The 21,725-nt window shown below is 33.2% G+C and carries 23 protein-coding genes, 5 pseudogenes, 1 riboswitch and 1 other annotated feature; of the genes and pseudogenes, 9 read left to right on the plus strand and 19 right to left on the minus strand.

Going from position 1 to position 21,725, the window contains the following annotated elements; all coding sequences use genetic code 11:
* Nucleotide 1 precedes the first annotated feature (1 nt).
* Nucleotides 2-589 (minus strand): histidine phosphatase family protein, encoded by a 588-nt coding sequence (locus ACIQ7L_RS20335; RefSeq protein ID WP_400571232.1) that lies wholly within the window; start codon nucleotides 587-589, stop codon nucleotides 2-4.
* Nucleotides 590-1,291: 702 nt separating this feature from the next.
* Here ACIQ7L_RS20335 and ACIQ7L_RS20340 point away from each other — a divergent pair.
* Nucleotides 1,292-1,399: a YjcZ family sporulation protein gene (locus ACIQ7L_RS20340; RefSeq protein ID WP_087979667.1), complete on the plus strand. Its 108-nt coding sequence runs from the start codon at nucleotides 1,292-1,294 to the stop codon at nucleotides 1,397-1,399.
* Nucleotides 1,400-1,527: 128 nt separating this feature from the next.
* Here ACIQ7L_RS20340 and ACIQ7L_RS20345 read toward each other — a convergent pair whose 3' ends face one another.
* Both ACIQ7L_RS20345 and ACIQ7L_RS20350 read right to left on the minus strand, forming a co-directional pair.
* Complete coding sequence (locus ACIQ7L_RS20345; protein ID WP_400571233.1) at nucleotides 1,528-1,992, minus strand: hypothetical protein; 465 nt, start codon at nucleotides 1,990-1,992, stop codon at nucleotides 1,528-1,530.
* Nucleotides 1,993-2,304: 312 nt separating this feature from the next.
* Nucleotides 2,305-2,685: pseudogene (locus ACIQ7L_RS20350) on the minus strand (NAD-dependent epimerase/dehydratase family protein); the annotation flags it as partial.
* Between ACIQ7L_RS20350 and ACIQ7L_RS20355 the strand changes: the two are divergent.
* A pseudogene (locus tag ACIQ7L_RS20355) lies at nucleotides 2,679-2,810 on the plus strand (HU family DNA-binding protein); the annotation flags it as partial. The pseudogenes ACIQ7L_RS20350 and ACIQ7L_RS20355 overlap by 7 nt on opposite strands.
* Before the next feature lie 215 nt (nucleotides 2,811-3,025).
* Here ACIQ7L_RS20355 and ACIQ7L_RS20360 read toward each other — a convergent pair.
* From ACIQ7L_RS20360 to ACIQ7L_RS20400, 9 genes and pseudogenes are all read right to left on the minus strand, one after another.
* On the minus strand, nucleotides 3,026-3,682 hold the full coding sequence (locus ACIQ7L_RS20360) for a uridine kinase family protein (RefSeq protein ID WP_400571234.1): 657 nt from the start codon (nucleotides 3,680-3,682) through the stop codon (nucleotides 3,026-3,028).
* A gap of 297 nt (nucleotides 3,683-3,979) precedes the next feature.
* Nucleotides 3,980-4,717, minus strand: coding sequence for an anti-sigma factor (locus tag ACIQ7L_RS20365; RefSeq protein WP_400571235.1), 738 nt, complete (start codon nucleotides 4,715-4,717; stop codon nucleotides 3,980-3,982).
* A gap of 10 nt (nucleotides 4,718-4,727) precedes the next feature.
* Nucleotides 4,728-5,270 (minus strand): RNA polymerase sigma factor, encoded by a 543-nt coding sequence (locus ACIQ7L_RS20370; protein ID WP_400571236.1) that lies wholly within the window; start codon nucleotides 5,268-5,270, stop codon nucleotides 4,728-4,730.
* Nucleotides 5,271-5,441: 171 nt separating this feature from the next.
* Nucleotides 5,442-5,936 carry a COG4315 family predicted lipoprotein gene (locus ACIQ7L_RS20375; protein WP_400571237.1) on the minus strand — a complete coding sequence of 165 codons (495 nt, stop codon included), beginning with the start codon at nucleotides 5,934-5,936 and terminating at the stop codon, nucleotides 5,442-5,444.
* Between the two features lie 183 nt (nucleotides 5,937-6,119).
* Nucleotides 6,120-6,678: pseudogene (locus ACIQ7L_RS20380) on the minus strand (zinc-binding dehydrogenase).
* A 617-nt stretch (nucleotides 6,679-7,295) separates the two neighbouring features.
* The gene (locus tag ACIQ7L_RS20385) at nucleotides 7,296-7,949 is read right to left on the minus strand and encodes a hypothetical protein (protein ID WP_400571238.1); all 654 of its coding nucleotides are present in this window, start codon (nucleotides 7,947-7,949) and stop codon (nucleotides 7,296-7,298) included.
* Between the two features lie 494 nt (nucleotides 7,950-8,443).
* Nucleotides 8,444-10,099: a putative ABC transporter permease subunit gene (locus ACIQ7L_RS20390; RefSeq protein ID WP_400571239.1), complete on the minus strand. Its 1,656-nt coding sequence runs from the start codon at nucleotides 10,097-10,099 to the stop codon at nucleotides 8,444-8,446.
* Complete coding sequence (locus tag ACIQ7L_RS20395) at nucleotides 10,092-10,817, minus strand: ABC transporter ATP-binding protein (protein ID WP_400571240.1); 726 nt, start codon at nucleotides 10,815-10,817, stop codon at nucleotides 10,092-10,094. Before ACIQ7L_RS20395 ends, ACIQ7L_RS20390 begins: the two co-directional genes overlap by 8 nt.
* Nucleotides 10,818-10,917: 100 nt before the next feature.
* Nucleotides 10,918-11,112, minus strand: coding sequence for a hypothetical protein (locus ACIQ7L_RS20400; protein ID WP_400571241.1), 195 nt, complete (start codon nucleotides 11,110-11,112; stop codon nucleotides 10,918-10,920).
* Between the two features lie 178 nt (nucleotides 11,113-11,290).
* Between ACIQ7L_RS20400 and ACIQ7L_RS20405 the strand changes: the two genes are divergently transcribed.
* Both ACIQ7L_RS20405 and ACIQ7L_RS20410 read left to right on the plus strand, forming a co-directional pair.
* Nucleotides 11,291-11,650 carry a DUF3796 domain-containing protein gene (locus ACIQ7L_RS20405; protein WP_400571242.1) on the plus strand — a complete coding sequence of 120 codons (360 nt, stop codon included), beginning with the start codon at nucleotides 11,291-11,293 and terminating at the stop codon, nucleotides 11,648-11,650.
* Entirely contained in the window at nucleotides 11,638-11,841 is a 204-nt protein-coding gene (locus ACIQ7L_RS20410; protein WP_400571243.1) for a helix-turn-helix transcriptional regulator, read from the plus strand. The genes ACIQ7L_RS20405 and ACIQ7L_RS20410 overlap by 13 nt, the downstream gene beginning before the upstream one ends.
* 320 nt (nucleotides 11,842-12,161) lie before the next feature.
* Here ACIQ7L_RS20410 and ACIQ7L_RS20415 read toward each other — a convergent pair whose 3' ends face one another.
* Nucleotides 12,162-13,181, minus strand: coding sequence for a tyrosine-protein phosphatase (locus ACIQ7L_RS20415; RefSeq protein WP_400571309.1), 1,020 nt, complete (start codon nucleotides 13,179-13,181; stop codon nucleotides 12,162-12,164).
* 146 nt (nucleotides 13,182-13,327) lie between these two features.
* Nucleotides 13,328-13,522, minus strand: a pseudogene (locus tag ACIQ7L_RS20420) (hypothetical protein); the annotation flags it as partial.
* A gap of 133 nt (nucleotides 13,523-13,655) precedes the next feature.
* Between ACIQ7L_RS20420 and ACIQ7L_RS20425 the strand changes: the two are divergent.
* On the plus strand, nucleotides 13,656-14,495 hold the full coding sequence (locus ACIQ7L_RS20425) for a DUF2785 domain-containing protein (RefSeq protein WP_400571244.1): 840 nt from the start codon (nucleotides 13,656-13,658) through the stop codon (nucleotides 14,493-14,495).
* Between the two features lie 48 nt (nucleotides 14,496-14,543).
* Here ACIQ7L_RS20425 and ACIQ7L_RS20430 read toward each other — a convergent pair whose 3' ends face one another.
* From ACIQ7L_RS20430 to ACIQ7L_RS20440, 3 genes and pseudogenes are all read right to left on the minus strand, one after another.
* A complete protein-coding gene (locus ACIQ7L_RS20430) occupies nucleotides 14,544-15,542 on the minus strand; it encodes a tryptophan--tRNA ligase (protein WP_400571245.1) in 999 nt (332 codons plus the stop codon).
* A gap of 42 nt (nucleotides 15,543-15,584) precedes the next feature.
* Nucleotides 15,585-15,794, minus strand: a binding site (T-box leader).
* Between the two features lie 91 nt (nucleotides 15,795-15,885).
* On the minus strand, nucleotides 15,886-16,737 hold the full coding sequence (locus ACIQ7L_RS20435; RefSeq protein WP_400571246.1) for a DUF2935 domain-containing protein: 852 nt from the start codon (nucleotides 16,735-16,737) through the stop codon (nucleotides 15,886-15,888).
* 85 nt (nucleotides 16,738-16,822) lie between these two features.
* Nucleotides 16,823-17,461: pseudogene (locus ACIQ7L_RS20440) on the minus strand (sodium:solute symporter family transporter); the annotation flags it as partial.
* Here ACIQ7L_RS20440 and ACIQ7L_RS20445 point away from each other — a divergent pair.
* The 3 genes from ACIQ7L_RS20445 (at nucleotide 17,431) to ACIQ7L_RS20455 (ending at nucleotide 18,519) form a co-directional block, all read left to right on the plus strand.
* A complete protein-coding gene (locus ACIQ7L_RS20445; protein WP_400571247.1) occupies nucleotides 17,431-17,556 on the plus strand; it encodes a hypothetical protein in 126 nt (41 codons plus the stop codon). The pseudogene ACIQ7L_RS20440 and the gene ACIQ7L_RS20445 overlap by 31 nt on opposite strands.
* 76 nt (nucleotides 17,557-17,632) lie before the next feature.
* Nucleotides 17,633-18,094, plus strand: coding sequence for a GNAT family N-acetyltransferase (locus tag ACIQ7L_RS20450; protein ID WP_400571248.1), 462 nt, complete (start codon nucleotides 17,633-17,635; stop codon nucleotides 18,092-18,094).
* Between the two features lie 38 nt (nucleotides 18,095-18,132).
* Nucleotides 18,133-18,275: riboswitch (cyclic di-AMP (ydaO/yuaA leader) on the plus strand.
* Nucleotides 18,276-18,375: 100 nt separating this feature from the next.
* Nucleotides 18,376-18,519 (plus strand): hypothetical protein, encoded by a 144-nt coding sequence (locus ACIQ7L_RS20455; protein WP_000945248.1) that lies wholly within the window; start codon nucleotides 18,376-18,378, stop codon nucleotides 18,517-18,519.
* A 306-nt stretch (nucleotides 18,520-18,825) separates the two neighbouring features.
* Here the strand turns inward: ACIQ7L_RS20455 and ACIQ7L_RS20460 are convergent, their stop codons facing one another.
* Nucleotides 18,826-19,947 (minus strand): PepSY-associated TM helix domain-containing protein, encoded by a 1,122-nt coding sequence (locus ACIQ7L_RS20460; protein ID WP_400571249.1) that lies wholly within the window; start codon nucleotides 19,945-19,947, stop codon nucleotides 18,826-18,828.
* A gap of 225 nt (nucleotides 19,948-20,172) precedes the next feature.
* Nucleotides 20,173-20,928, minus strand: coding sequence for a class I SAM-dependent methyltransferase (locus ACIQ7L_RS20465; RefSeq protein WP_400571250.1), 756 nt, complete (start codon nucleotides 20,926-20,928; stop codon nucleotides 20,173-20,175).
* Nucleotides 20,929-21,125: 197 nt separating this feature from the next.
* Between ACIQ7L_RS20465 and ACIQ7L_RS20470 the strand changes: the two genes are divergently transcribed.
* A complete protein-coding gene (locus ACIQ7L_RS20470; protein WP_400571251.1) occupies nucleotides 21,126-21,719 on the plus strand; it encodes an ArsR/SmtB family transcription factor in 594 nt (197 codons plus the stop codon).
* Nucleotides 21,720-21,725 lie beyond the last annotated feature (6 nt).

Consider the following 21,725-nt stretch of genomic DNA (forward strand, 5'->3'; position numbering starts at 1 on the left):
ATTAATTCAAATGAGTAGCATTATTTGTAAATTTTATAAATTTGTATTGATCACCATATTCAAGGAGGTGAATTCCAGTATCCTCTGTTTTGAAGAAGATATTATGATTTACAGGTAATTGAAGAAAGCTTTCAATTAATCTTGAGATCATCCCTCCATGAGTTACAATAGCAATCCTTTTGTATTGATTACTATTTTTTAGAATATGAGATAGAATATGTTCTCCTCTAGCTCTAAACTCAATTTTTGATTCTCCGTATTCTCCCCATTTTTCATGAGGTAACAACCAAGAAGGAAACGCGACTTCATCTAGAGGTTTTCCAGCCATGTTTCCGTTGTCATGCTCTCGGAGTTCCGTTGTAAATTCTATTGGACATGAAATAACATTAGCTAATATTTCAGCTGTTTGTTTAGCCCTTGTCATGGTACTAGACCAAATGAAATCTGGTGGGAATTCTTGTTTTACCCTGTTTGCCATCTTTCTTGCTTGATTAATTCCATTTTCAGTCAATGAAAAATCAGCACTTCCCTCATGTACATTCAGTATATCTGCTTCTGATTCGCCATGTCTGATTAGTAAAATTTCCATATTGTTTTTCCCCCTGACAAAAAATAATATCTGAATTTTTTCACACTTCAAAACATAGAAGGAGATCATACCATATACATACCATGTTTTCAATGGTATCCCAGGAAGCTAGGATTTGTCGTTTTTGGGGGCAACCTGTTCTGTTAGCTTGATAGCGATGTGGTGCTACCCCAAGCTCACCAATATATGATAACCTACCCATTTCCGTAGGTAGGTTATCGCCTTATTGCACACTATCAAAGTATACTCTCTTTTTTTTCATAAACTTTATGCAATTATACATATTCAGAACAAATTACACGAAATAAATAATTAATATGATAAAATAACTATTGTGGATACGTTCTATAAAACAGATTCTATGATTAGAAGCATAACGCATCTTAACCATACAGATGTAGCGTTATTACAATCTAGTCAACCAAATGATATCAATAATCTTGTATTTGTTACCCTAACAATCTGGTAAAAATAAATGATTCTGTTTTATAGGACGTGTTTACACGTATAACAAAGGGGTAATACGGATAGATTCGTATTGAATGAAAGTGTTTCAAGTCGGAGGAAGGCACCTTAGGGTGTCTTTTCTTTATTTTCAAAAGGACCTGCTCAATTAATACGTAAAAACACAAAGTAAATTGAATCCGTTAAAATACATGAGTGAACCCTTGTTTTGTCCTCTTATCTAAAGGAGGAACTATTATGGGCTTTGGTGGTAGTTGTGGCGGCTGCGGCTTTACTGGAGGATTTGCTTTATTAGTTGTATTATTTATTTTATTAATCATAGTTGGAGCTGCTTGCTTCTGCTAAAAAACTATCGGAAAAGGCACTCTTATATGAGTGTCTTTTCTTTTCGTATTAAAAAGCCCACCTATTTCTGTGGGTGGGCTTTATCTTTATTACACAATACCAAAGTATACTCTCTTTTCCCCTTAAACTTATTGATATTTTAAAGGATCATTATTATCATATGTACCATTTTTCTTATCTTCTTTTATATTTTCTTCTCTTTCTTTCCTATGTTCTTCAAAAGTTTGACCTTCATTTTTTATTGTAGAATCATCTTTATTATATTGTAAAAGGTCTTCAATATATATATTAGTTAAAGGAGTATCTTCGACTTTTTGCTCAACAAAATTATATTTATATATATAACCATTTTCGTCTAAAGCGTAGTATCCAACAACAGCCATATTTCCTATATGATTATCTTTCCTTAAGGCATATACTATTTTGTTATCCGAAGGTAAACCATCAGATTTGTCTAATTCATAATCTTTATGTTTTGCATTTTTAGGCATTAGATATTCTTTTAGTGACATTTCTAATTCTGCAATGCTTAAACGTCCTTCTGCATTTGATTTAGGAGCTATAAATGTTTTGTCAGTTAATTGTTTTTTCAACTTTTCTTTATCAGTATTTGGTGATGATTCTTGTGCAGTTTCCTTATTGCTCTCTTTACTATCGGTATTATTTTGTTTTTTATCTGTTTCAGATTCTAAATCTGCAATTTTTTTTGTTAAATCTTTATTTTCTTTTTTTAATGATTCTAGTTCTTCTTTGGTATTTTGTGATTCAGCATTCGATTTAGTACTAGTATTTTGATTTTCACTAGCTTTACTTGAAGAAGTGTCCCGTAATTAATACTTTCTTTCCACGAAATACATTATTAAAGCCATCCATTAACAATTCATTCACACTCTACCAATATATTTTTATACATTCAGATATAAATGTGCATTATGTTTATACCAATTAACAGTCTTAATAATACCCTCTTCAATACTTATTCTTGGCTCCCAGGAAAGCATGGTTTTAATTTTGCTAATATTTGGTTCAGGGATCCATCGTTCATTAGTTCTATAGGGTAATGCACCATAATTAGGTCCTTTATTTGTCTGTAAATGTTTAAAGAGTAATTCCACATAATGTTTTAGAGGGTGGATTTCACCACTTCCAATATTAAAAATTTCATTTTGTATGGAATCATGTTCAATCGCTAATATACATGCATATATAATATTATCTATATAATAGTAATCTCTTAGTTGGTTACATAAAGTTAAGTCTACGTTTTTATTCTGCAATACTTGTAAACGAAGAGAAAGTACAAATCATTGGCTTTGGCACATTTGAAGTCCGTGAAAGAGCTGCACGTATGGGACGTAATCCACAAACTGGTGAAGAAATGCAAATCGCGGCTTCGGAGGTACCTGCTTTCCATACTCTAAGTAGGAAAGCAGGGTCTTTTTTTAAGAGTACATACTTTCTATATTTAAAGATTACTATTGAATGTACAAAGCACTTCACTACGTTTAAAAACCTAGTTGTGTCATAGAGAATGGATTTTTGAGTGAATAATACAGTTGCTTCATTTGAGAGCCAAGTAATGAAAATGAACCCTCATACTAAACATAACAAATAGAGTATTTGCATTTAAACTACATAAAACTCAAATGTATTTTTTTCTAGACATATTGCTTCATCGGAATTTTTGATAATAATATCAAAATGTTGACTGTATGGATGCATAAACACTTCGTACTGAATCCGACGTTCTTCATGAGACTGCCTTAAATAATTGATATTGGCTCCCCTTTCAGCAATATCGCGGCTAGACCTTCTCATTAATTCCGTTTCACCATCTGTATAGAAGTAAATTTTTAAATCCAATAAATCGGGGTTAATAAATGCGACACTCATTCCTTCTACAATCGTCACTTTGTTTTTTGAAGAAATCAACTCGCTTTTCATATAATGCGTATCTATCGTATAAAAATCTAAACCAGCTCTTACCATCTGAACATCTCTTTCTAAAGCAGACAAATGATGCGCTGATGGATGACAAGCCGTCATTTTATTATGATGATTTTCGTTTTGATATGTATAGTGAATAATTGCATACTTTCGTATGTCCGAACTAACAATGTATGGATCTGTATTAATATAATTCACTTCATTTTGATTTAGTAGGTCTACAAGCATATTGGCAAACGTTGTTTTTCCAGCAGCACCATGTCCTGAAATACCAATAACAATCTGTTCATCAGTCATACTAACCCAATTTATGATTTCTTGTAATAACTTATCCATCCTTCTCCCCCTTTTACTAATATACTGCCCTTATTTTAATTAGTTGAATATCGAGATATTCTCTCGTCTCATTATACATGAATTAAAAAAATGGTATCATTTCTTGGATAAGTCTTTTATCAGAATCAAAAGGTATATGGGAAACAAATGTATAATCGTCCATCATACGAGAAGCAAACCACTGATTAATAAAACATTTAAAAACATGGTATTTACCATACGAAGTTAATTCAGTTATTTTCTAAGAGTAACTCCCCCTGCTGAAATAAGAAAATCGAATTCACTGTAACATATATTTTAAGTTCCTAGTACTTTTTTACCAAGAGGTTTCGTACTTTTCGAATCTGGTTCAATTGTAATACCAATGTTATCAAAGGACTGTGTTTGCGAAATTTCATACGTCAGAAGTCCTGAACCAGTTTCATCAGGTTTAAAGATTCCAGCGTTTTTTCTTTCTCCATCTTTTAATAACCAAACTTGATATACTTCTGAATTTTTTACTTGTGGTAAATGATCAGCTTGTACAACTAATTTTTTCTTATCTCCTTGTTGTATAACAAACATATTCCCCGTTGTATTTTCATGATTTTGATCGGTTGATACTAATGGACGAGTAGAAATTACTTCAACTGGATCATTGTTTAATCCCTGCTTTGCTAAAGGTTGTATTTTTAATTGCAAATTTTCGATTGTTAATGCTACTGTAATCACTAACATTGTTACTAGTAATCCTGTTGTTAACGGTGTAAATTGTTTTTTTAGTAAGGCCATCCATTCTTTCCATTTCGCTGTTACTCTGTTATCTTCATTCGTTTGTTCGTCTGCAAATATAAAATCAAATACTTCAGCTTTTAATGTTGCTGGTACTTCTTTCTCTTCAAAATCGAAATGCAGCGCTTCCCAAGCTGCCTGCATTGATGGATACTCAGCCTGACATTTCGGGCATGTCTTTAAATGTTCTTGAAACTTTCTTTGTTCTGTATCATCAAATGTATTCATAACGTAAGATAATAAATGCTCACATTCTCTCTCCATACTATCCCCTCTATTCTAGATATTTTTTTAATTGCTTTAAAGATTGATGAAGACGACTTTTAGTAGTTCCCAATGGTTCATCTTCCATTTTAGCAATCTCACTAAGGGAATAACCTTTCCAATATAGCAAGTCGATTAATCTTTTTTGAGACGTAGACAAATTCTGCTTTGCCTGTTGAATTTCAACACTGTGCAGCCTTTTCTCGATTTCATTCTTTGAATCTGCTATATGCATAGGCTTTTCAGCGTCATCAAACTTCCTATACATAAGTTCTTTATTTTCTTTTCGGACATAATCAATACATGTATTCCTCGTAATCGTAAGTATCCAATTTACAAAATCACCTTTTGAAGGATTATACATACTTTTCGTTGTCCAAATTTTTAAGAAAACTAATTGAATCACTTCTTTTGTTTGGTCTTCATTTCCCTGGAAAAATTTAAAAGTGAAACTATATGTCAACTTAATATATCGTTCATATAGTTCTTCTAATGCAGGACGATAGTTTCTTTTTACTAATTGCATTAACTCATAATCATTTTTTTCTTTCATTTCCACCTGCACTCCCTGTTTTTTCATTTATTTCTGATAATTCGTAATTTATTCAATTATATAATTCAGGAAGAAAAATAGGAACCACCAACAACGTTGGTCGCTCCTTTTAACAGAATATTGATTCCACTATTCGCGAGCAGTAAGATCCCCACTTATAGAAGTTTCACTTTATCGCTGTTTAAATGTAGTTTCACTATTCAGCACAAACCATATATCTTTAACCCCTTGTCCATTTATATCTCCTTTTGATTTATCATTCGCAAAATAGTAAAGGGGATAGCCTTTATACGTTACTTGTTGTTCTTTCGTATCTTCTCTTGTTATCGCAGCAAAGTCTTTTTTATCAAATCCTTTTGGCACTTCAAAATCTTTCGCAACAAATGGCGGCCAAAGTTTTACACAGTCACCACTACAATTACTTACCTTAGATGTATCTTTTGCAAAATAATAGAGTGTCTTTCCGCTTGAATCTGCTAAGTATTTTCCAACCTTATCGTTCTCTAATAATTGTAAACTAGGAGATTCGTTTTTATTACTAATAACTTCACTCACGTTTTCTCCACTCGTTTTCTTACTTTGAGCATCTTCTTTCTTATCACTATTACACGCTGTTAATAAAAAAAGGCTCGCTAATATGGACACAACACATTGCCATGCTTTCATACTGACTCCTCCTTCAATTTTTTATTTATATTTAAGGTAACGATAGAAAGGTTTAATTGGTTTGATAAAAAATAAAAAAAGATACAAGCCTCTCCCTCTGCTTACATCTTTTTTTAACTCTATCAATTTATGCCTTTTTCTTATACAAAAAATTGTTATCCACCTCGGAGCGTTCTTCATTAATTAGGATTTGTTGTTATGTTCCACATTTATGACGACATTTCCCTTCTTGTGTCCTTTCTCAACATATCTATGAGCTTCCCAATATCTTCAAACGCATAATACCTGTCAATAACCGCTTTTATCCTCCCCGTCTCTACAAGTTCTTTAAGGAAGTCTAATGCTTCGGCAGTTTCAGGTGAATTTTGACCGCTCTGAACGTTAGCTTTTCTAAGAAAAAACAAGGCTGTACGTGCCCCCATTGGAATGGCCGCAGCTTCCTCATAGGTTATATTAGAGGGTTTCATAGATACTGCTCCATCTTCAGGCAGGCTAATATACTCGGCATAAGAACCAAAACTCACTTGAGTAGCCGCAAAAACCTGGTCTCCTTCCTTAAACCGCTTGACATCTTTCCCTATTGACTCAACTTCTTCCAGCCCGTGACCGAATATCTCCTGCTGTTACGGTTGTCGCTTTTATTTTGACCAGTATTTCATTTTTCTTAGGAGCAGGTTTCTCTACCTCTTTCAGTTGAAGAACGTCGGGGGGGACCGTACTTTGTGTACACAATCGCCTTCATTGCTCTTCCTCCAATTCGCTCTATTTTATTAATATCATACGAATAACATGAATAAATAGAACAATGGGTCACTCTTTAATAATTGGTCTAAACTATCCTGTCCTGTTAATAAAAAATGTATTTAAATCATACATATTTCTCTTCAACAAGTATAAAAGCAGTGTGATTTCGTAAGTGAAATCACACTGCTTTTATACTCATTTATATATATGTTTTTCCAATGCGGGTACCTCAAAAGAGAACAGCTTACTAAAAGGTGGGTCACTTTTTTATAAAGTGAAACTTTAATCAGTGAGGGTTTTCTTCATCCCCCACTGATTATTAACCCGATGAATCGAGCTTTTACGGGATAAAACCAATTCCCTTCCTAATATCTTTTTCTTTATCGACTGACTCGTAACATCCTTCGAAAAACAGACAACATACCAGGTAAACGGAAACATACGATTTATATTATCTTTCATATGTGCCTCCTTCACCGCTCTAAAACTATTATTTTGACATTGTATGTACATTCTATAGTATGAAAATTCGAGTTTGAATAGACACAAATAAAAGAAGAAACCTATATTGTTTCTCCTTTTCCATAAAACATTCTATTTTATCATCAAATTTTATTATGAAAGTTTGTTTAATAATTGATTTAAATCTTGCTTTGTTTTCGTAGTTAACGATTTCATCCGTTTCACATCTATTTTTTGCTTCTCGGCTCCTACAATTAAAGGATACATACTTTGTCCAATTGTTTTATAATCAGTTGGATGTGAAGTCTCTAATTCTTTTTCTACTACATCCCATTTATCACTTATTTGTTTTCCAAGCTTATTTACTGTGTCTAGCTTTGGATTAGCAACCAGTTGTTTATCTAAGTTTTCAATCAGTTGAACAACTTCCTTTACATTTGTTTTCACAGCTATAGTTTGCTTCGTATCTTTCGTTGAAGTTTTTCCATCTGTAGTTTGATCACTTGTTTTCGTAGTTGTTTCTTTTTCTGTCGTTTTTCCACTTGTAGTTTGATCGTTTGTTTTCCCAGTTGTTGTTTTGCCATTACTTTCAGTTCCTGATGTTTCCTTTGAATTCTTTTGATCTTTCTCTGTTTTTTCATTATTTTTCGTTGTAGACGTTTCATCAGCATTTGTTGTTTTTGCTTCTTCTTGTGCATTCGTTTGTTCTTTCTTTGCTTGATCTTTTTCTGCAGCAGGACTACAAGCTGTAATGGAGAGCATTGTACCAATCGCTAAAGATGCAATTGTTATCTTTTTCATTTTCATAAAAAGCCTCCTATATTTACAATTTTATCCTCCTCTTTACGATTCTATTTATCTATAAAAATCCCTTTTTGTTCTAACTCTCATCTTTCCGACAGGAATCTCCATATTCGTATGTCATGTAATTATACGTTTCATGTTAATATTCGAGGTTTTTCTACTTGTTTTATATTACATTTGAAAAATATATTGTCGTATAAAGAATATCATTCTGTATTCCCCATTCTTTAAAGCAATATCCCTCTATCAAAAATCCTTATTTTTTGACAATCTACTTATTTCATACAAAAAAATAACTCGATAAAATATTTCTTATTTTTATTATTTCTCAACTTTTTGTTTACATAATAATATTACAAACTATTAAAAAACCTATCATTCGAATGTATCACTTGTCCCGTTACCCATTTTGTAGAAGTAATACTGCCCGTTCATGCGGGATAAACATGGCTTCTTACAAAGTAAATCCCCTGCATAAATACAGGGGATTTACTTTGTTATTTAATATTTGCTAATATACGTTCTGCACCTAATTGTAAGCTTCGCGTTACGATTACATTTATAATTGTAAATACAATTAGTAGAATAATAAACATACCCCACAAACCAATTCCTAAGATAAAGTATAATGCACATACACCAGCTACGATAACCACATCCATTAAAATGTTCGCAAGGAAACTCCATAAGGTTGTGTACCGACTTTTAAACAATTTTTGCTCTGAATCCCAATGTATGTCTGCTGTTTGAGCGTCCCAGCGTGTACCAATTAAATTTGTTAACCATAAGCCATTCGCGCTTAATAAAAACCATAGCAACATAAAAAGTGGTGAAACACCCGCAACAATAATCATAATTAGGCCAAATACAGCTAAAATGGCTATATTAATAAACCATGCTGTAAATACTTTTGCAAAAAAGATATCTGATGCTTTTACTGGTAAATAACGATTGACAAACCATGAACTTCCATCCCTAGAAAAGGACGTTGTTGCAATAACATTACTTCCCATTAAAAATAAACCTGCACAAAAACCAATGCCAAGGGCTAAACCAGACCATTCTGGATCTTTTACAAACTTAGTTAACCACTGTAAGTTCCCGTCCTGTACGAAAAGAATAAAGAATAGCATAATTGGCATTATGAAAGTTTGCACGATACAATTTATAAAAAATTGTGGTGTTCGGAATAAAGTTTTGAACTCTTTTTTTACATAAGCTTTTATGTGTGAGCTTTGTACAGTTGATTTCTTTAAGTTCTCTGCTGAAATAGCCTCTTTTTTTGCTGTACTTGTTGAAAGTCCAATAACTCCTTTTAAATATGTACGTTGTGCAACATAGAAAAACAACCCGAAAAACGCTAAGGAAATTACTGCAAAAATTACTACATATATAATCCCATTCCAAGAATCGCTTTCTATTAATCCCATTGCACCAAAGTATGTTGTCGGAAAATAATTGGTCATCTGAACCAGTAAAGACGATTGATGATCAGCAAAGTAACTTGCAACCGCATCCCCTGATACTGCACTTTTGTTTTTCCATTGCATAAATATGTTAATGCCTACAATAAATAATAGAGTTAACAGCCCGATGAACATATTGCTTCGATCTTTATTCTTAGCAATATTCGTATATCGCATAATAACTGTCATTAGGAGTGAGGCAAGTACGAGTGGAATAATAGGGAAAAATATGTAAATCAATATTACATATAAATAATATGTAATAAACGCACCACTTTGCAGACCGTAAACCGTGAAAATTGGAAGTAAAATAAAAGATGCCATTACATACTGTGTAATTAATACGGTAATAAATTTCGCTGTAATAATTTGTGCTGGCTGCAGTGGTAATGGTAACAGCGTTTCAACATCATTGTTATAATAAAATACAGTTAAAATATTCGTAATACTGATTACAAATACCCATATGCTTGCAACGGCCAATCCCATGCCAATTATCGATGTTTCCTGTCCAATTGATTTCATTCCAACATACATTCCATATGTAAGTGGACCAATAAGTATAAACCCGGCAAATAATAGTGCTAAAAATGAAAATACATACGCCCACCGTTTCTTTTTATCCGTTATAATATCTGCATAATTTAATTTCAATAATACTTTTGTTAATGTCCAAATTTTATTCATTCCCCGTCATCTCCAAGAACATTTTTTCAAGAGATTCATTGGATTTAAAATGATCTCTCATTTCATTTAAGTTTCCTTGGAACTGCAAATTCCCCTTATTAATGATAGCTACGCGATCGCATAATTTCTCAGCTACTTCTAACACGTGTGTAGAGAAAAATACCGTTTTTCCTTTATCTGCATGCTCTCTCATCATTTGTTTTAAAATATATGCTGATTTTGGATCAAGTCCTGTCATCGGTTCATCTAAAATCCACACATCTGGATCATGAAGAAGAACACCGATAATAATAATTTTCTGCCTCATTCCGTGTGAATAACTTTGAATTTGGTCAGACAAGGCATTATAAAGATCGAATCTCTCTGCTAAAAATTGAATTTTTTCCTGTCTAATTGCATTCGGCACCTCATACATATCAGCCATAAAATTCAAATACTCTATCCCTTTTAATCGCAGAAACATATCGGGACTATCCGGAACATAACCGAATGTTTGCTTAGCTTCCATAGGATCTTTCGTCACATCTTTTCCGTTGATCGAAATTGTTCCTTTATCTATTGCGTGAATACCTGTTACCATCTTAATTGTTGTTGATTTTCCAGCACCATTTGGGCCTAAAAATCCAAAAATTTCTCCACTTGGCACTGTTAAACTTAAATCTTTTACTGCATACGAAGAACCGTTATAACTTTTCGATACGTTTACAATTTCAATCATTTTATCCAACCCTTTCCTTTATTACCAATAAACTATATTATCATTATATCACAGTTGTATTTTTTGATTTTTGTATTTTTTCAGATTTCAAAATTTATTTCTATCTATTAAAATAAATGTACAAACCTACACCAACTATTAAAATAATAGCTAACAAAATATAAATCATTGTAAGCCTTGTAATATTTCCTTTCGTGGATTTACTATAATTTTCATCCCCATTTTTCCCTACTATTATCGTTCCAACCACCGTTACTGCTACGAGAAACAATGTAATTACTATTAAATTTGTCATATTTTAACTCCTCCCTTCGCAACCATTTTACGCTATTTTTACTATTTATAGCGTGTAAATAGTATCTTTTTTCTGAACTTTACGAAAAATTTCATTTTTTCTTTTCCCTATGTATATATTTTATGATATATTTATAACATAAAGTGATGTATTTATAACACCGAAAGGAGATCGTATGATGAAGACAACTTGGATAAAGTATCTTGGATTCCTTGGTTTTTTTGGATTTCTCGGTTTCTTTTATGAAAAAGGATTGTTTAGTTTGTTTTGTTTCTTTTCCTTTTTCACAACGTATAGGAAAGTTCATCACGATGAGCTCTTTGAACAAATTGTAAATAAAGCTTGTCGAAATGCTTTTATCATTACATTATTGACTACTGCGATATTTATATTTATTGAAATGTTATTCCCGAATCCAACTATACAAGAAATCGATATCGCTATCATTTTCGGTCTACTTGTTCTTACATTTGGGTTTTCTATTTATTTTTACGATACACCAATAGATGAAATGGAAGAGGCACCATGGCATTCATAACAAAAATAAAAGAATATCGCGCCCATTTACATATGACCCAGGATGATTTAGCAAAACTTGTTGGCGTCCGCCGTGAAACGATAAGCCATTTAGAGAAAGGAAAGTATAACCCTTCCTTACAACTTGCTCACGACATTGCAAAAGCATTGAATGCTTCCATCGATGAAATTTTTATTTTTGATGAAGTTTAAAAGTAAGGGATAAATAAATCACCCTCTCTGGGTTATGACAGAGAGGGTGATTGTGGAGTTAAATACAATGTAATTAAAAATTCTTAATAACAAACCAGACAATACTATATAAATCCATTTTAATTTTTCGACATCTAAATACCTGCTATGCAGAATAAACAGTAACCTACACTCGTTGGCTCTTTCTGTTTTTACTTCGCATGTGGCAGAAAAAGGCCCGACTACCGCTTCTATGCATAGCCAGATGCTCTCTCTCTCTTAAAAGTCGGTTTTTTAATTGGTGTATATATACAGGATTTCTCATCAAAACTATTTATATATTACTTTTCTAATAATAATTGCTTCATCTTGTCTAGTTGCTCTTTTGTAAGACCTAATCCCTTTTCAGCATAGACTTCCATATTTCCATATTTATGCTGAATTTCATCAATCGCAGCCTGTAAGTATTCTACACGCGCTTCAAACATAGCGCCTAAGATTTCTTTACTCTCCTCATTTTGTAGCTTTGCTCCTAAAAATGCCATCATGTTTTGATTTAATTTCTCGCGGAACCCATTGCTTAATAAATAATCTTGCATAACTGTTTCCTCTGGTACACCAAGTAGCAGTAATAATAAAGCAGAACCAAAACCAGTGCGATCTTTTCCTGCTGTACAATGATTTACAAGTGGTAAATTTTCCGGATCTTGAGCAAGTTGTAAAAAGTGCACAAATGCTTCATTTCCTGTTACAAAGTCTTTGTTCATGTTAACTAAATATTCTCCTGGTTTTCCCAGCACCGATAAGTCACCAACTTGGAAAAATTCATTTATATTTAAATCTTTTGCCAAGTCTTGCATAACCGGTAAACATACTTGACGAGCACCAGTGATACTTGGATTTGGTTTATGTTTCACTTCAAAATCTGTACGATAGTCACATATTAATTTCAAACCAGATTGTTGCAAATAATTAATATCGTCTTTTGTTAACCCAGCTAATTCTTCAGAACGATATAATTTCCCCCACTTTACTCTTCGGCCATCTATCGTTTCATAGCCCCCTAAATCTCGAAAGTTAAACGCTCCTTGTAGTGGTAACTTACGTTCTGCTATTGTAACTACTTGTCCATTACTACCTACTAATCGAAAATATGGGCGTACATCCACACTTGGATTTTTGATTGTACATGATGATCCCCCTGATATTTTTAATAGAAATTCACCATTTTCCTCAATCTGTTCTGGAGAAATACTCCAATAAATACTAACTTCCTCTAGCCCATTTCCCCATTGTATATGTAACATATTATCTTCATTTTGTTCCATGCTTGCTTGTAACCAATTGCTTTGCTGTTTCATTTTTTTCACCAACACTTTCTTCATATAGTCCGCATATATATGAAATGTCTTTTCTTTATTGTATTACAATGAGGCTACTTCTGTCCTAACTGTATTTAAGACAGTCCATTCTTCATTCCTTTATATGAAGAAAAGATTTCTTTCACCTCTGCAAATGTTGGCTCCATTATATCTAGAAAAAATTCTTTCACACGAAACATTCCTGTTGGCGTAATGACTTGAAACAAAAGAGTCTCCCACTTTTCCCCTTCTTGACGATCTGAAACATTTTCAACATGCCAGTCTTCCAATAACACGGATGGATAAAGCGGAATCAAATGATTGAGCTTTTTGTTTAACATCATTGCCCCTTTATCTACATCAAAGGTTTTACACTGCAATTTCAACATATACTCCTTGCATGAGCAGGGGTGTCCTCGAATATATAGAATACTAGAAAATATTGCACAATTAAAGCACAGAGGAGGTTCATCTTTGAATATCATGACATTGCAACAACAATTGGAGCTTATTCAGCAAAATGATTATACACAAATGCAGAATATCGATATAAATGAGCTAACACTCAACATGCTGCAACATATTGGAACAACTGATAGCTATGTTCGCAATCAATTAATATATGACTGCTTTTCACATTTTATTCAAAATGAATTTCTTTCCCACGATCAACTAGAATTATTGTTAACGACTTGCCTAAGTGAGAAATATTTATACTTTGATATTACTTCTTCACATACAGATGGAGTGTTTACCCGTTCGTATACAGCACTATTAATTGCTTTAATCATACAGTTCGATAATACTCACTCCTTTTTATTACCAGAAACAATTCAAGAAACAAAAAAACAACTCATTGAATATATGAACCTCGAGACAGATTTTCGGGGACATGTCAAAAATAAAGGATGGGCTCATAGTGTTGCACATGTTTCTGATGCATTTAATGAACTTGTTCATAATCCAAACATATCCTGTACTTGCTACGAAGAAATCACGCATTGCTTATTAAATAAAATATTCATTTATTCCACTGTATATCACAGCAATGAAGATGAAAGAATTGTGACTCCTCTTTTATCTATGCTGTACCATAACTTTCCGAAAGAACAATTTTTCTCAATTATTTATAAAAAAATGAAACGACTACCGCAATTTAGAAAGCGACTTTCTCTTGATGAATATTGTACTTTATGTGCCAATATAAAAACGTTTTTACGCACATTATTTTTTAGAGCAAGAGAAGATCCTATTCTCACTTCTATCTCGAATCTGGCAGAAAAACTGGTAAGGGAATTGCTAAAATATTACTAATGCGCTCAAAATATAGATTCATAAGAAGAAAAGAAAATAAGGGAACAATTATCGTTCCCTTTCATAGCCAATCCGCTTTTTAATTTCAGCTAAATTTACCTTCGCAATTTCCCTAGCACGATTCGCACCTTTTTCTAATGCCTCATACAATAAGCTCGGTTCATTCATATACATTTCATACTTTTCTCTTGGCCCTTCTAATTCACGGTTTACAACGCGAAATAGTTCCTTTTTCACTTCCCCCCATCCAATTCCTTCTTTATATCGCTCTCTCATACTTTGTATTTCTTCCTCTGTTGCAAATTCCTTATAAATCATAAATAATGTCTCAGGCTCTTTCGGTTCATGAGGTAGTGAAGAATCGGTTTTTATTTTAAAAATTAACTTTTTCAGTTTTTCGGGTGCTGCAAATAGCGGAATGACATTTCCATAACTTTTACTCATCTTTCGTCCATCAAGACCAGGCAAAATAGCCCCTGCTTCTTGTATCACATACTCAGGAAGTGTAAACGTTGCACCGAATGTATGATTAAAATACGTGGCAATATCACGAGCAATTTCAATATGTTGGATTTGATCTTTTCCAACAGGAACATGGCTGGACTGAAATAATAGTATATCTGCAGCCATTAATATTGGATACGTATATAATCCCATATTCACACCTGTATCAATTTCAGCACCAACTTCTTTATTTTGCTCTACTTTTGCTTTATATGCATGAGCACGATTCATCAGCCCTTTCGGAGTCAAACAAGCTAGAATCCATGCTAACTCTAGAATTTCTGGAACCTCTGTTTGTCGGTAAAAGATAACATCTTCTCCAAGTCCTAACGATAGCCATGTCGCAGCTACCTCTTTTGTATACGTACAAAATAACTTAGGATCTTGCACAGCGTTTAATGCATGATAGTCAGCTATAAAATATAGTGCTTTTCCGTCTTTGTTTTTAGACATTGTTAATGCCGGTTTGATTGCTCCAATATAGTTTCCTAAATGCGGATAACCAGTTGGCTTAATTCCTGTTAACATTATTTTCTCACTCACACTAACTCCTCCTTTCTAAAAATAAAAGAGCCCCTCATCCTAGAAAAGGACGAGAGACTCCCGCGGTACCACCTTTATTAGCTACAATTATAACTCACTTAACACTTCGTAACGGGAAGCAAAACGTCTTAGCCTACTCATTTCAGCTAGAAGCTCCAGAGTCCATTCCATATCCATCCCTTACTGATTCCCACCAAATATCAGCTCTCTGTAAAGTTCCGAACATGTACTCTTCTCCATCATTGCTTTTTATTTATTTCTTATATTTTACCACATTTATTTTTCTGATAAACATAAATTTTCTGTTTTATTCAGAAGAAAAAAATTGTATCTTACTTATCTTCTAATATTTAAATTGTGATTTAATATTTGTAAGATGAGCATCAAACATATCAATTATTTCAAGGAATCTATCAGCTTCACGGAAAACATGGTCTGCTAATAGTGGGTGAATGATACTCTTTATTTTACATTGCTCAATTAAATCACGTGCCGTTTTCTTAAAATCCCGAAGAGCTGTGACTGACACACGATTTTGATCCAGAAATTGATCCAAAAGAGGAACTGTTTGAGATTGTGGTTTCATAGATTCTAAGTCAATCGCTTGATACATCAATTCATCAAAATCATTACTGAAATTCCGGGCCATATCTACAAGCTTTCTTTCGGATGGGTCAAGAAGATGACCAATAAATTTAGCATGGTCTGCCATAATCTTTAAAAAGAACACATTTTCTTTAATAATAGCATCAGGAAGAGCATCCAATTTACCTTCATTTAATTCAATTAAGCGTTTTCTAAAATAATTAGCTTCCCTACTTGTATGATCAACTAAAAGTGGAAAATTATTTTGTCCTGGCAATTTACATGTGAGAATTAACCCTAGAATTTTTCGTTTAAATCCAAAAATATTAGTTGCAGCTTGTTGTACTTCTGAATTAAATCTTTTTATTTGCTCAGGATCTGTTTGATTTGTATAGGAATGTGCGATTTGTTCGATGCGTTCAAACAATTGGTAAAATTGATTAGCCTCTTGGATTAGTTGAGTATCCTCACATCTAAACCCCAATCGAAGAAATAAAGAATGCTCTTTCATGATTCTAGACCAAAAACGAATTTCATTTAATGATCGCTCAACAAACATTCCAGATGTAACACCCGTATCAGGATGTAATGAGGGTTCATTCCTATTCATTCCCAATCCCTCCAGTAAATACTATGCTAGTTCTATGCTTATGAATAGGTATATATAAAAATACCATCAATTTTTGTACATATATTTTTTCTTTTATTGTTTTTAATTCCTCAACAGACTTAAGCATTTGCTGAATCCCACCAAAATAGTGGATAGGGATGTATAGGCCTAAAAAAATAACTACTCCCAAAATCATAATATCTTTAATCACAGCTGTCCAAGCTGAGCCATGAATACCAGAGAATATTACATATGTTGTAATAACTATTGCACCTATAACACTTGCAACTACTGGTGAAATAGCTCCGTAAGAAGCTTCTGAGACAATGATTCCTAACCCTTTCATTTGTATACAAATATATGGTATGATCGCTAAACTTCCCACAATAGCTACTATAACCCCCATTGCGCGACTATCGTATTTAGATGCAAAATAGTCAGGTTGTGAAATAATACCATGTTCTTTACCGTATCTCCAAATTTTAGGTGCAATCCAATAAGATATTATATATGCTAGAAATATATACGCGGGCACATAGTACGCAGCAGTACCTTTTGAATACGCCCAACCACTTCCACCTAGAAAAGTAAAAGTCGTATAAACCTCTCCAGCTATTAATAGAAATACGAACAAGGTTCCAAAACCTCTGCCGCCAACTGAAAATTGCTGCAAATTCATCTTTTTTCCTCTTCTTGCTGCTATCCCTAAATAAAGAGATAGGATTAAGAACTACACGTAAAATTGCAGAAGTTCTTGGAATTACCCAAACCTCACTGATCCGTCGGTTAAAAAAATACAATATCCGCAACGAAAAATAATAGCATTTTGTTGTAGGGGTATTAATTTGATGGCTATACCTAACCTAGCCTCTTTTATATGAAAGGAGATCAATTAATGATTTGTAAACTTTCTGCTACTTCTCTTGAAGTAGCATCAGCTATTTTAGCTATCCAAATTCCTGCTTATCAAGTTGAAGCAAAATACATTAACAGTACAGCGATTCCTCGTCTATATGATACTGTACAGGATATTCAAAATTGCAATGAAACATTTTATGGCTATTTCTTTGAAAATAAATTAATAGGCTTTATTTCGTTTGTAAACGAGGAATCTTTTATTGATATTCATCGCTTAGTGATATCACCAGCCTATTTCCATAGAGGGATTGCAACAAAGTTAATCCTTCATTTATTTCACATATTCCCTAATACGACCAAGCATATTGTACGAACAGGAAAAACAAACACCCCTGCCCTTTCTTTATATAAAAAACATGGATTTATTGAAGTAAAGGATATTGTATTACCTGATGGACTCATTCTTACTCAATTAGAAAAGACAGAAAAAAATAAATAGTTTGACTTATTTGTTTTATTATGTTATTTTTTACTTTATAAAACCTTTTGCTGAATCCAAAATTTGGAACGGGGGAACCATTTTTGTAGCCTATGCTACTTGGGGCGAATCTTTTTTAAGTAGGGAACTCTCACTTCCCGAGTCCGACAGCTAACCTCGTAAGCGTAATGGGAGAGGGAAGGTGCTTTTTACCTATGTTACACAGTATCCCTCCTTAACTATAAAATATATGGAATCGATATCACTAGAAACCTATATTTATAGAAAAGGAGACTTGTACAATGTTACGTTTATCAGATCATGAAATAAAAATGATGGAGCAACGTGTTCGATTGGAACAACAACGTACGTATCAAGCAAACAAGATTGTAGATAGTTTACATCATAAATACTTTTTTCAGCATATTTTTCAGCCGAAAAGATAAATTAGCATGCAAAAATTGCTAATAGGTAAGGATAGAAACGTTATAAAATGTAAAAACTATGCTGCACTTTACTAAGTTAGACCTTTCATGTTTTTTCTTTCTCTAAGTGAAAAAACATTATTCGATTTATTCAGAAAAAAACTTCATTACCATGTGTAATGAAGTTTTTTTGCTACTGAAGAACATATGTCCTTTTGATGCTCATATAATTCCCCTTCCCTATTAGGCCTCCTTGTTACGATTATGTAGGCACAAAACAAAGCACACTTTCCAAACAAGAAACTGCAAAGTTTGTAAAATAAGACACTATGCTGCAGTTACTGAATTTATTTTCTGCTTTCTCCTATTCTTTTTCTTATACCACCACATATATATTCCAGTAAACATTAAAATAGATGGAGTAAGTCCACCGATTACATATAAGACTTTCGTAAATATTCCACCAAATGTTCCTGTATGTAACGGAAGGCGCCAAGTTTGATAGGTAAGTCCACGATCTACATGTGGATCCATCTTTGCGATTACTTTTCCACTATATTGGTCCATCCACACCTTTACATTCCCGTTGCCTGGATCATACGAACGGCTCATACGAATTTCGATAGCACCTTCTGCCTTTCCTTGTTTCACCTTCTCCGGAATTCTTACTTGCATAACTGTTCCTTCTGGCACTTCTTTTTCAGCTGTATGTAACAATTGATCAAGAGGAAGCTTTCCTCCTGGAAGAGGTTTAGAAATTAGTTGTTCTTTCGCTGGCATCGCAGTAGCCTTTGCACCAAACCATCCAAAAATAGTTTTATCATATACCAAAAGACCACCCGTTAACGAAACGATAAGTAAAAATGGAACAGAAACTCCACCAATAACTCTATGTAAATCAAATTGTTTTACATATGGATTCTTGCTTTTACGAATCATAAACCCACGCATCCATTTTCTGATTCCAGGCCACCATAAATATAATCCTGATAAAATAATAAAAAAGAAAATAAATCCAATTATACCTACAATCTCTTTCCCCTTAAAGTCATTAAGAAGTAAATGATAATGAAGCTCGCCTACTTGATTAAAAAATGCTTTTTCTCCTAATTTCCCATTAATTTTACCGCTACCTGGATCAATATAAATTTCTTGTTTTTCTTTTCCTTCTTTCACACGAAATAAGTAAACACCTTTCGCACTTGGTTCATCAGGTGTATACACACGCTGAATTTCACCTTTGGGGTGTTCTGTTGCTATAGTTTGAATTGCTTTCTCATAAGTAATCTTTTCACCTTCTGTTACTCTGTATAAATCAGGATGTACTATACGATTTATCTCGTGTTCAAAAACAAGTAAACTTCCTGTCAATCCAATTAGTACAATAAACATCCCAGCTATCATACTAAGGTATAGATGAATCTTCCCAATCACCTTTCGTACTTTCATATATGTCCCCCTTAATTTTATAAAGATCAAATTAATATTAAGGATAATGATTATCATTGTCAACAATAAAAAGTTAGTTTGCTTTTTATTGTTAATCCATTACATATTTCTTCCAAAATGAGTGGTCCACAAATAAACAAAGAAAGAGAGAATTGAAATATACATTCCGTTTCTCTCTTTCTTTGTTTAGCTAACCATTTTATAATGTATCAATCTATATATAACTTACTTTCTTGCTTTAACAATTAAAGTCGTCGGTAGCATTCTTGCTTTATACAGAGAATAATATTTCACAGAAGGCTCAGCTGTTTGTATATCAAAGTCACTAGATGGCTCTCCTTCTACTATTCTTTCAATTGTAAATCCAGCTTTAACGAGTTCATTTATGTATGTACTTAATTTTCTTTTATATAACACAGCCTGTACATCTTCACCTTTAAATGTTTGGAATGTAATCGGCACTTCCTCATGATATGAAGATTCCAAAGCAATTTCCGGTGTTCCATACTTTAAATTCGAGTAAATAGGATGCTCCCAGCTAAAAACAAAGCTGCCACCCTTTTTTAAATATGAATAGATAAGCTCCAATGTTTTTGATAAATCTGATGTCCATCCTAGCGCATAAATAGAATATACAATATCAAAATGTCCTTTTGGAATATCTGTTTCCTTCTCCATCGCAGCACATATCAAATGTGGATTCCACTCTTGTAATGTCTGCTTCGCTGTTTCAATTTGTGTTGAAGAGAGGTCAACGCCCCATAATTCTTGTGCTCCGTGCTTCGCCATGTATGCTAAAGAATGTCCACTGCCACAGCCTATATCAAGAACCTTTTTATTCTTAATCGTATCAAATAAGTGAATCTCATCTTCAGAAGCAGTATACGGCCCGTACTTTGGCAAAGAATCTACCTGAAAAAAGTAAGGTGCTACTACATCCCAGCACTTTTTATTTAGCTCTAACATTTTTGTTTGTTCCATTTCTTGACTCCTTCTCTATTCCAATCATCTTAAATGCATGTCATACCCTCATATTTAATCATTTATTACTTACTATACATGAAACCTCCCTTTTTGTTTGTTTATTTTTAAATTTCAGAAATGACTTTCTTTTCCTGTATATATGTAATAAAATCGAGTTAAATAAATTTAACTGGTTAAAAAAAGGATGGTGCAAAATGAAACAAAAAGCAATTTCCATTATTGAAACATACGAACAATTAAAAGCAATAAGTGATCCATTGCGTACAAAAATGCTTATATACTTAGTCGAAAAGCCGTATACAGGTCACCAACTTGCCCAGCTTTTAAATCTTTCTCGCGCAAAAATACACTATCATCTTCGCGAACTAAAAAAACACAACATCATTCAATTAGTAAAAAAAGAAGAACAGAGAGGAAATATTTTAAAGTACTATCAAGCTATTTCACGTGGCTTTATTCCTGCAGATCACTTACTTCACTACGTTGAATCACAAGAGGCAACAAGACAATCCTATTTGGAAGTGTTGCATCGTGCGCAAACAAGGGTATTAACTGCTCCAGATTCATCATTCAATTTAACATCTTCTCATGTTGAAGATTGGCCTAGTATATCGATGCAAACAGAATTTTCATTAACAGAAGAACAATTTATAAAGTTTTTAAAACAGTATAGAAACCTTGTTAAAGAAACCTTAAAAGGCTCCACAGAAACTGATACCAATAAAAACTTTTATGTTACCATCACAGGCTTTGAAATTGATCAACTACTGTTAAACCAAGATTCATAATTCATT

This window comes from Bacillus sp. NPDC094106, assembly GCF_044764345.1.
In the GTDB taxonomy this organism is placed as follows: domain Bacteria; phylum Bacillota; class Bacilli; order Bacillales; family Bacillaceae_G; genus Bacillus_A.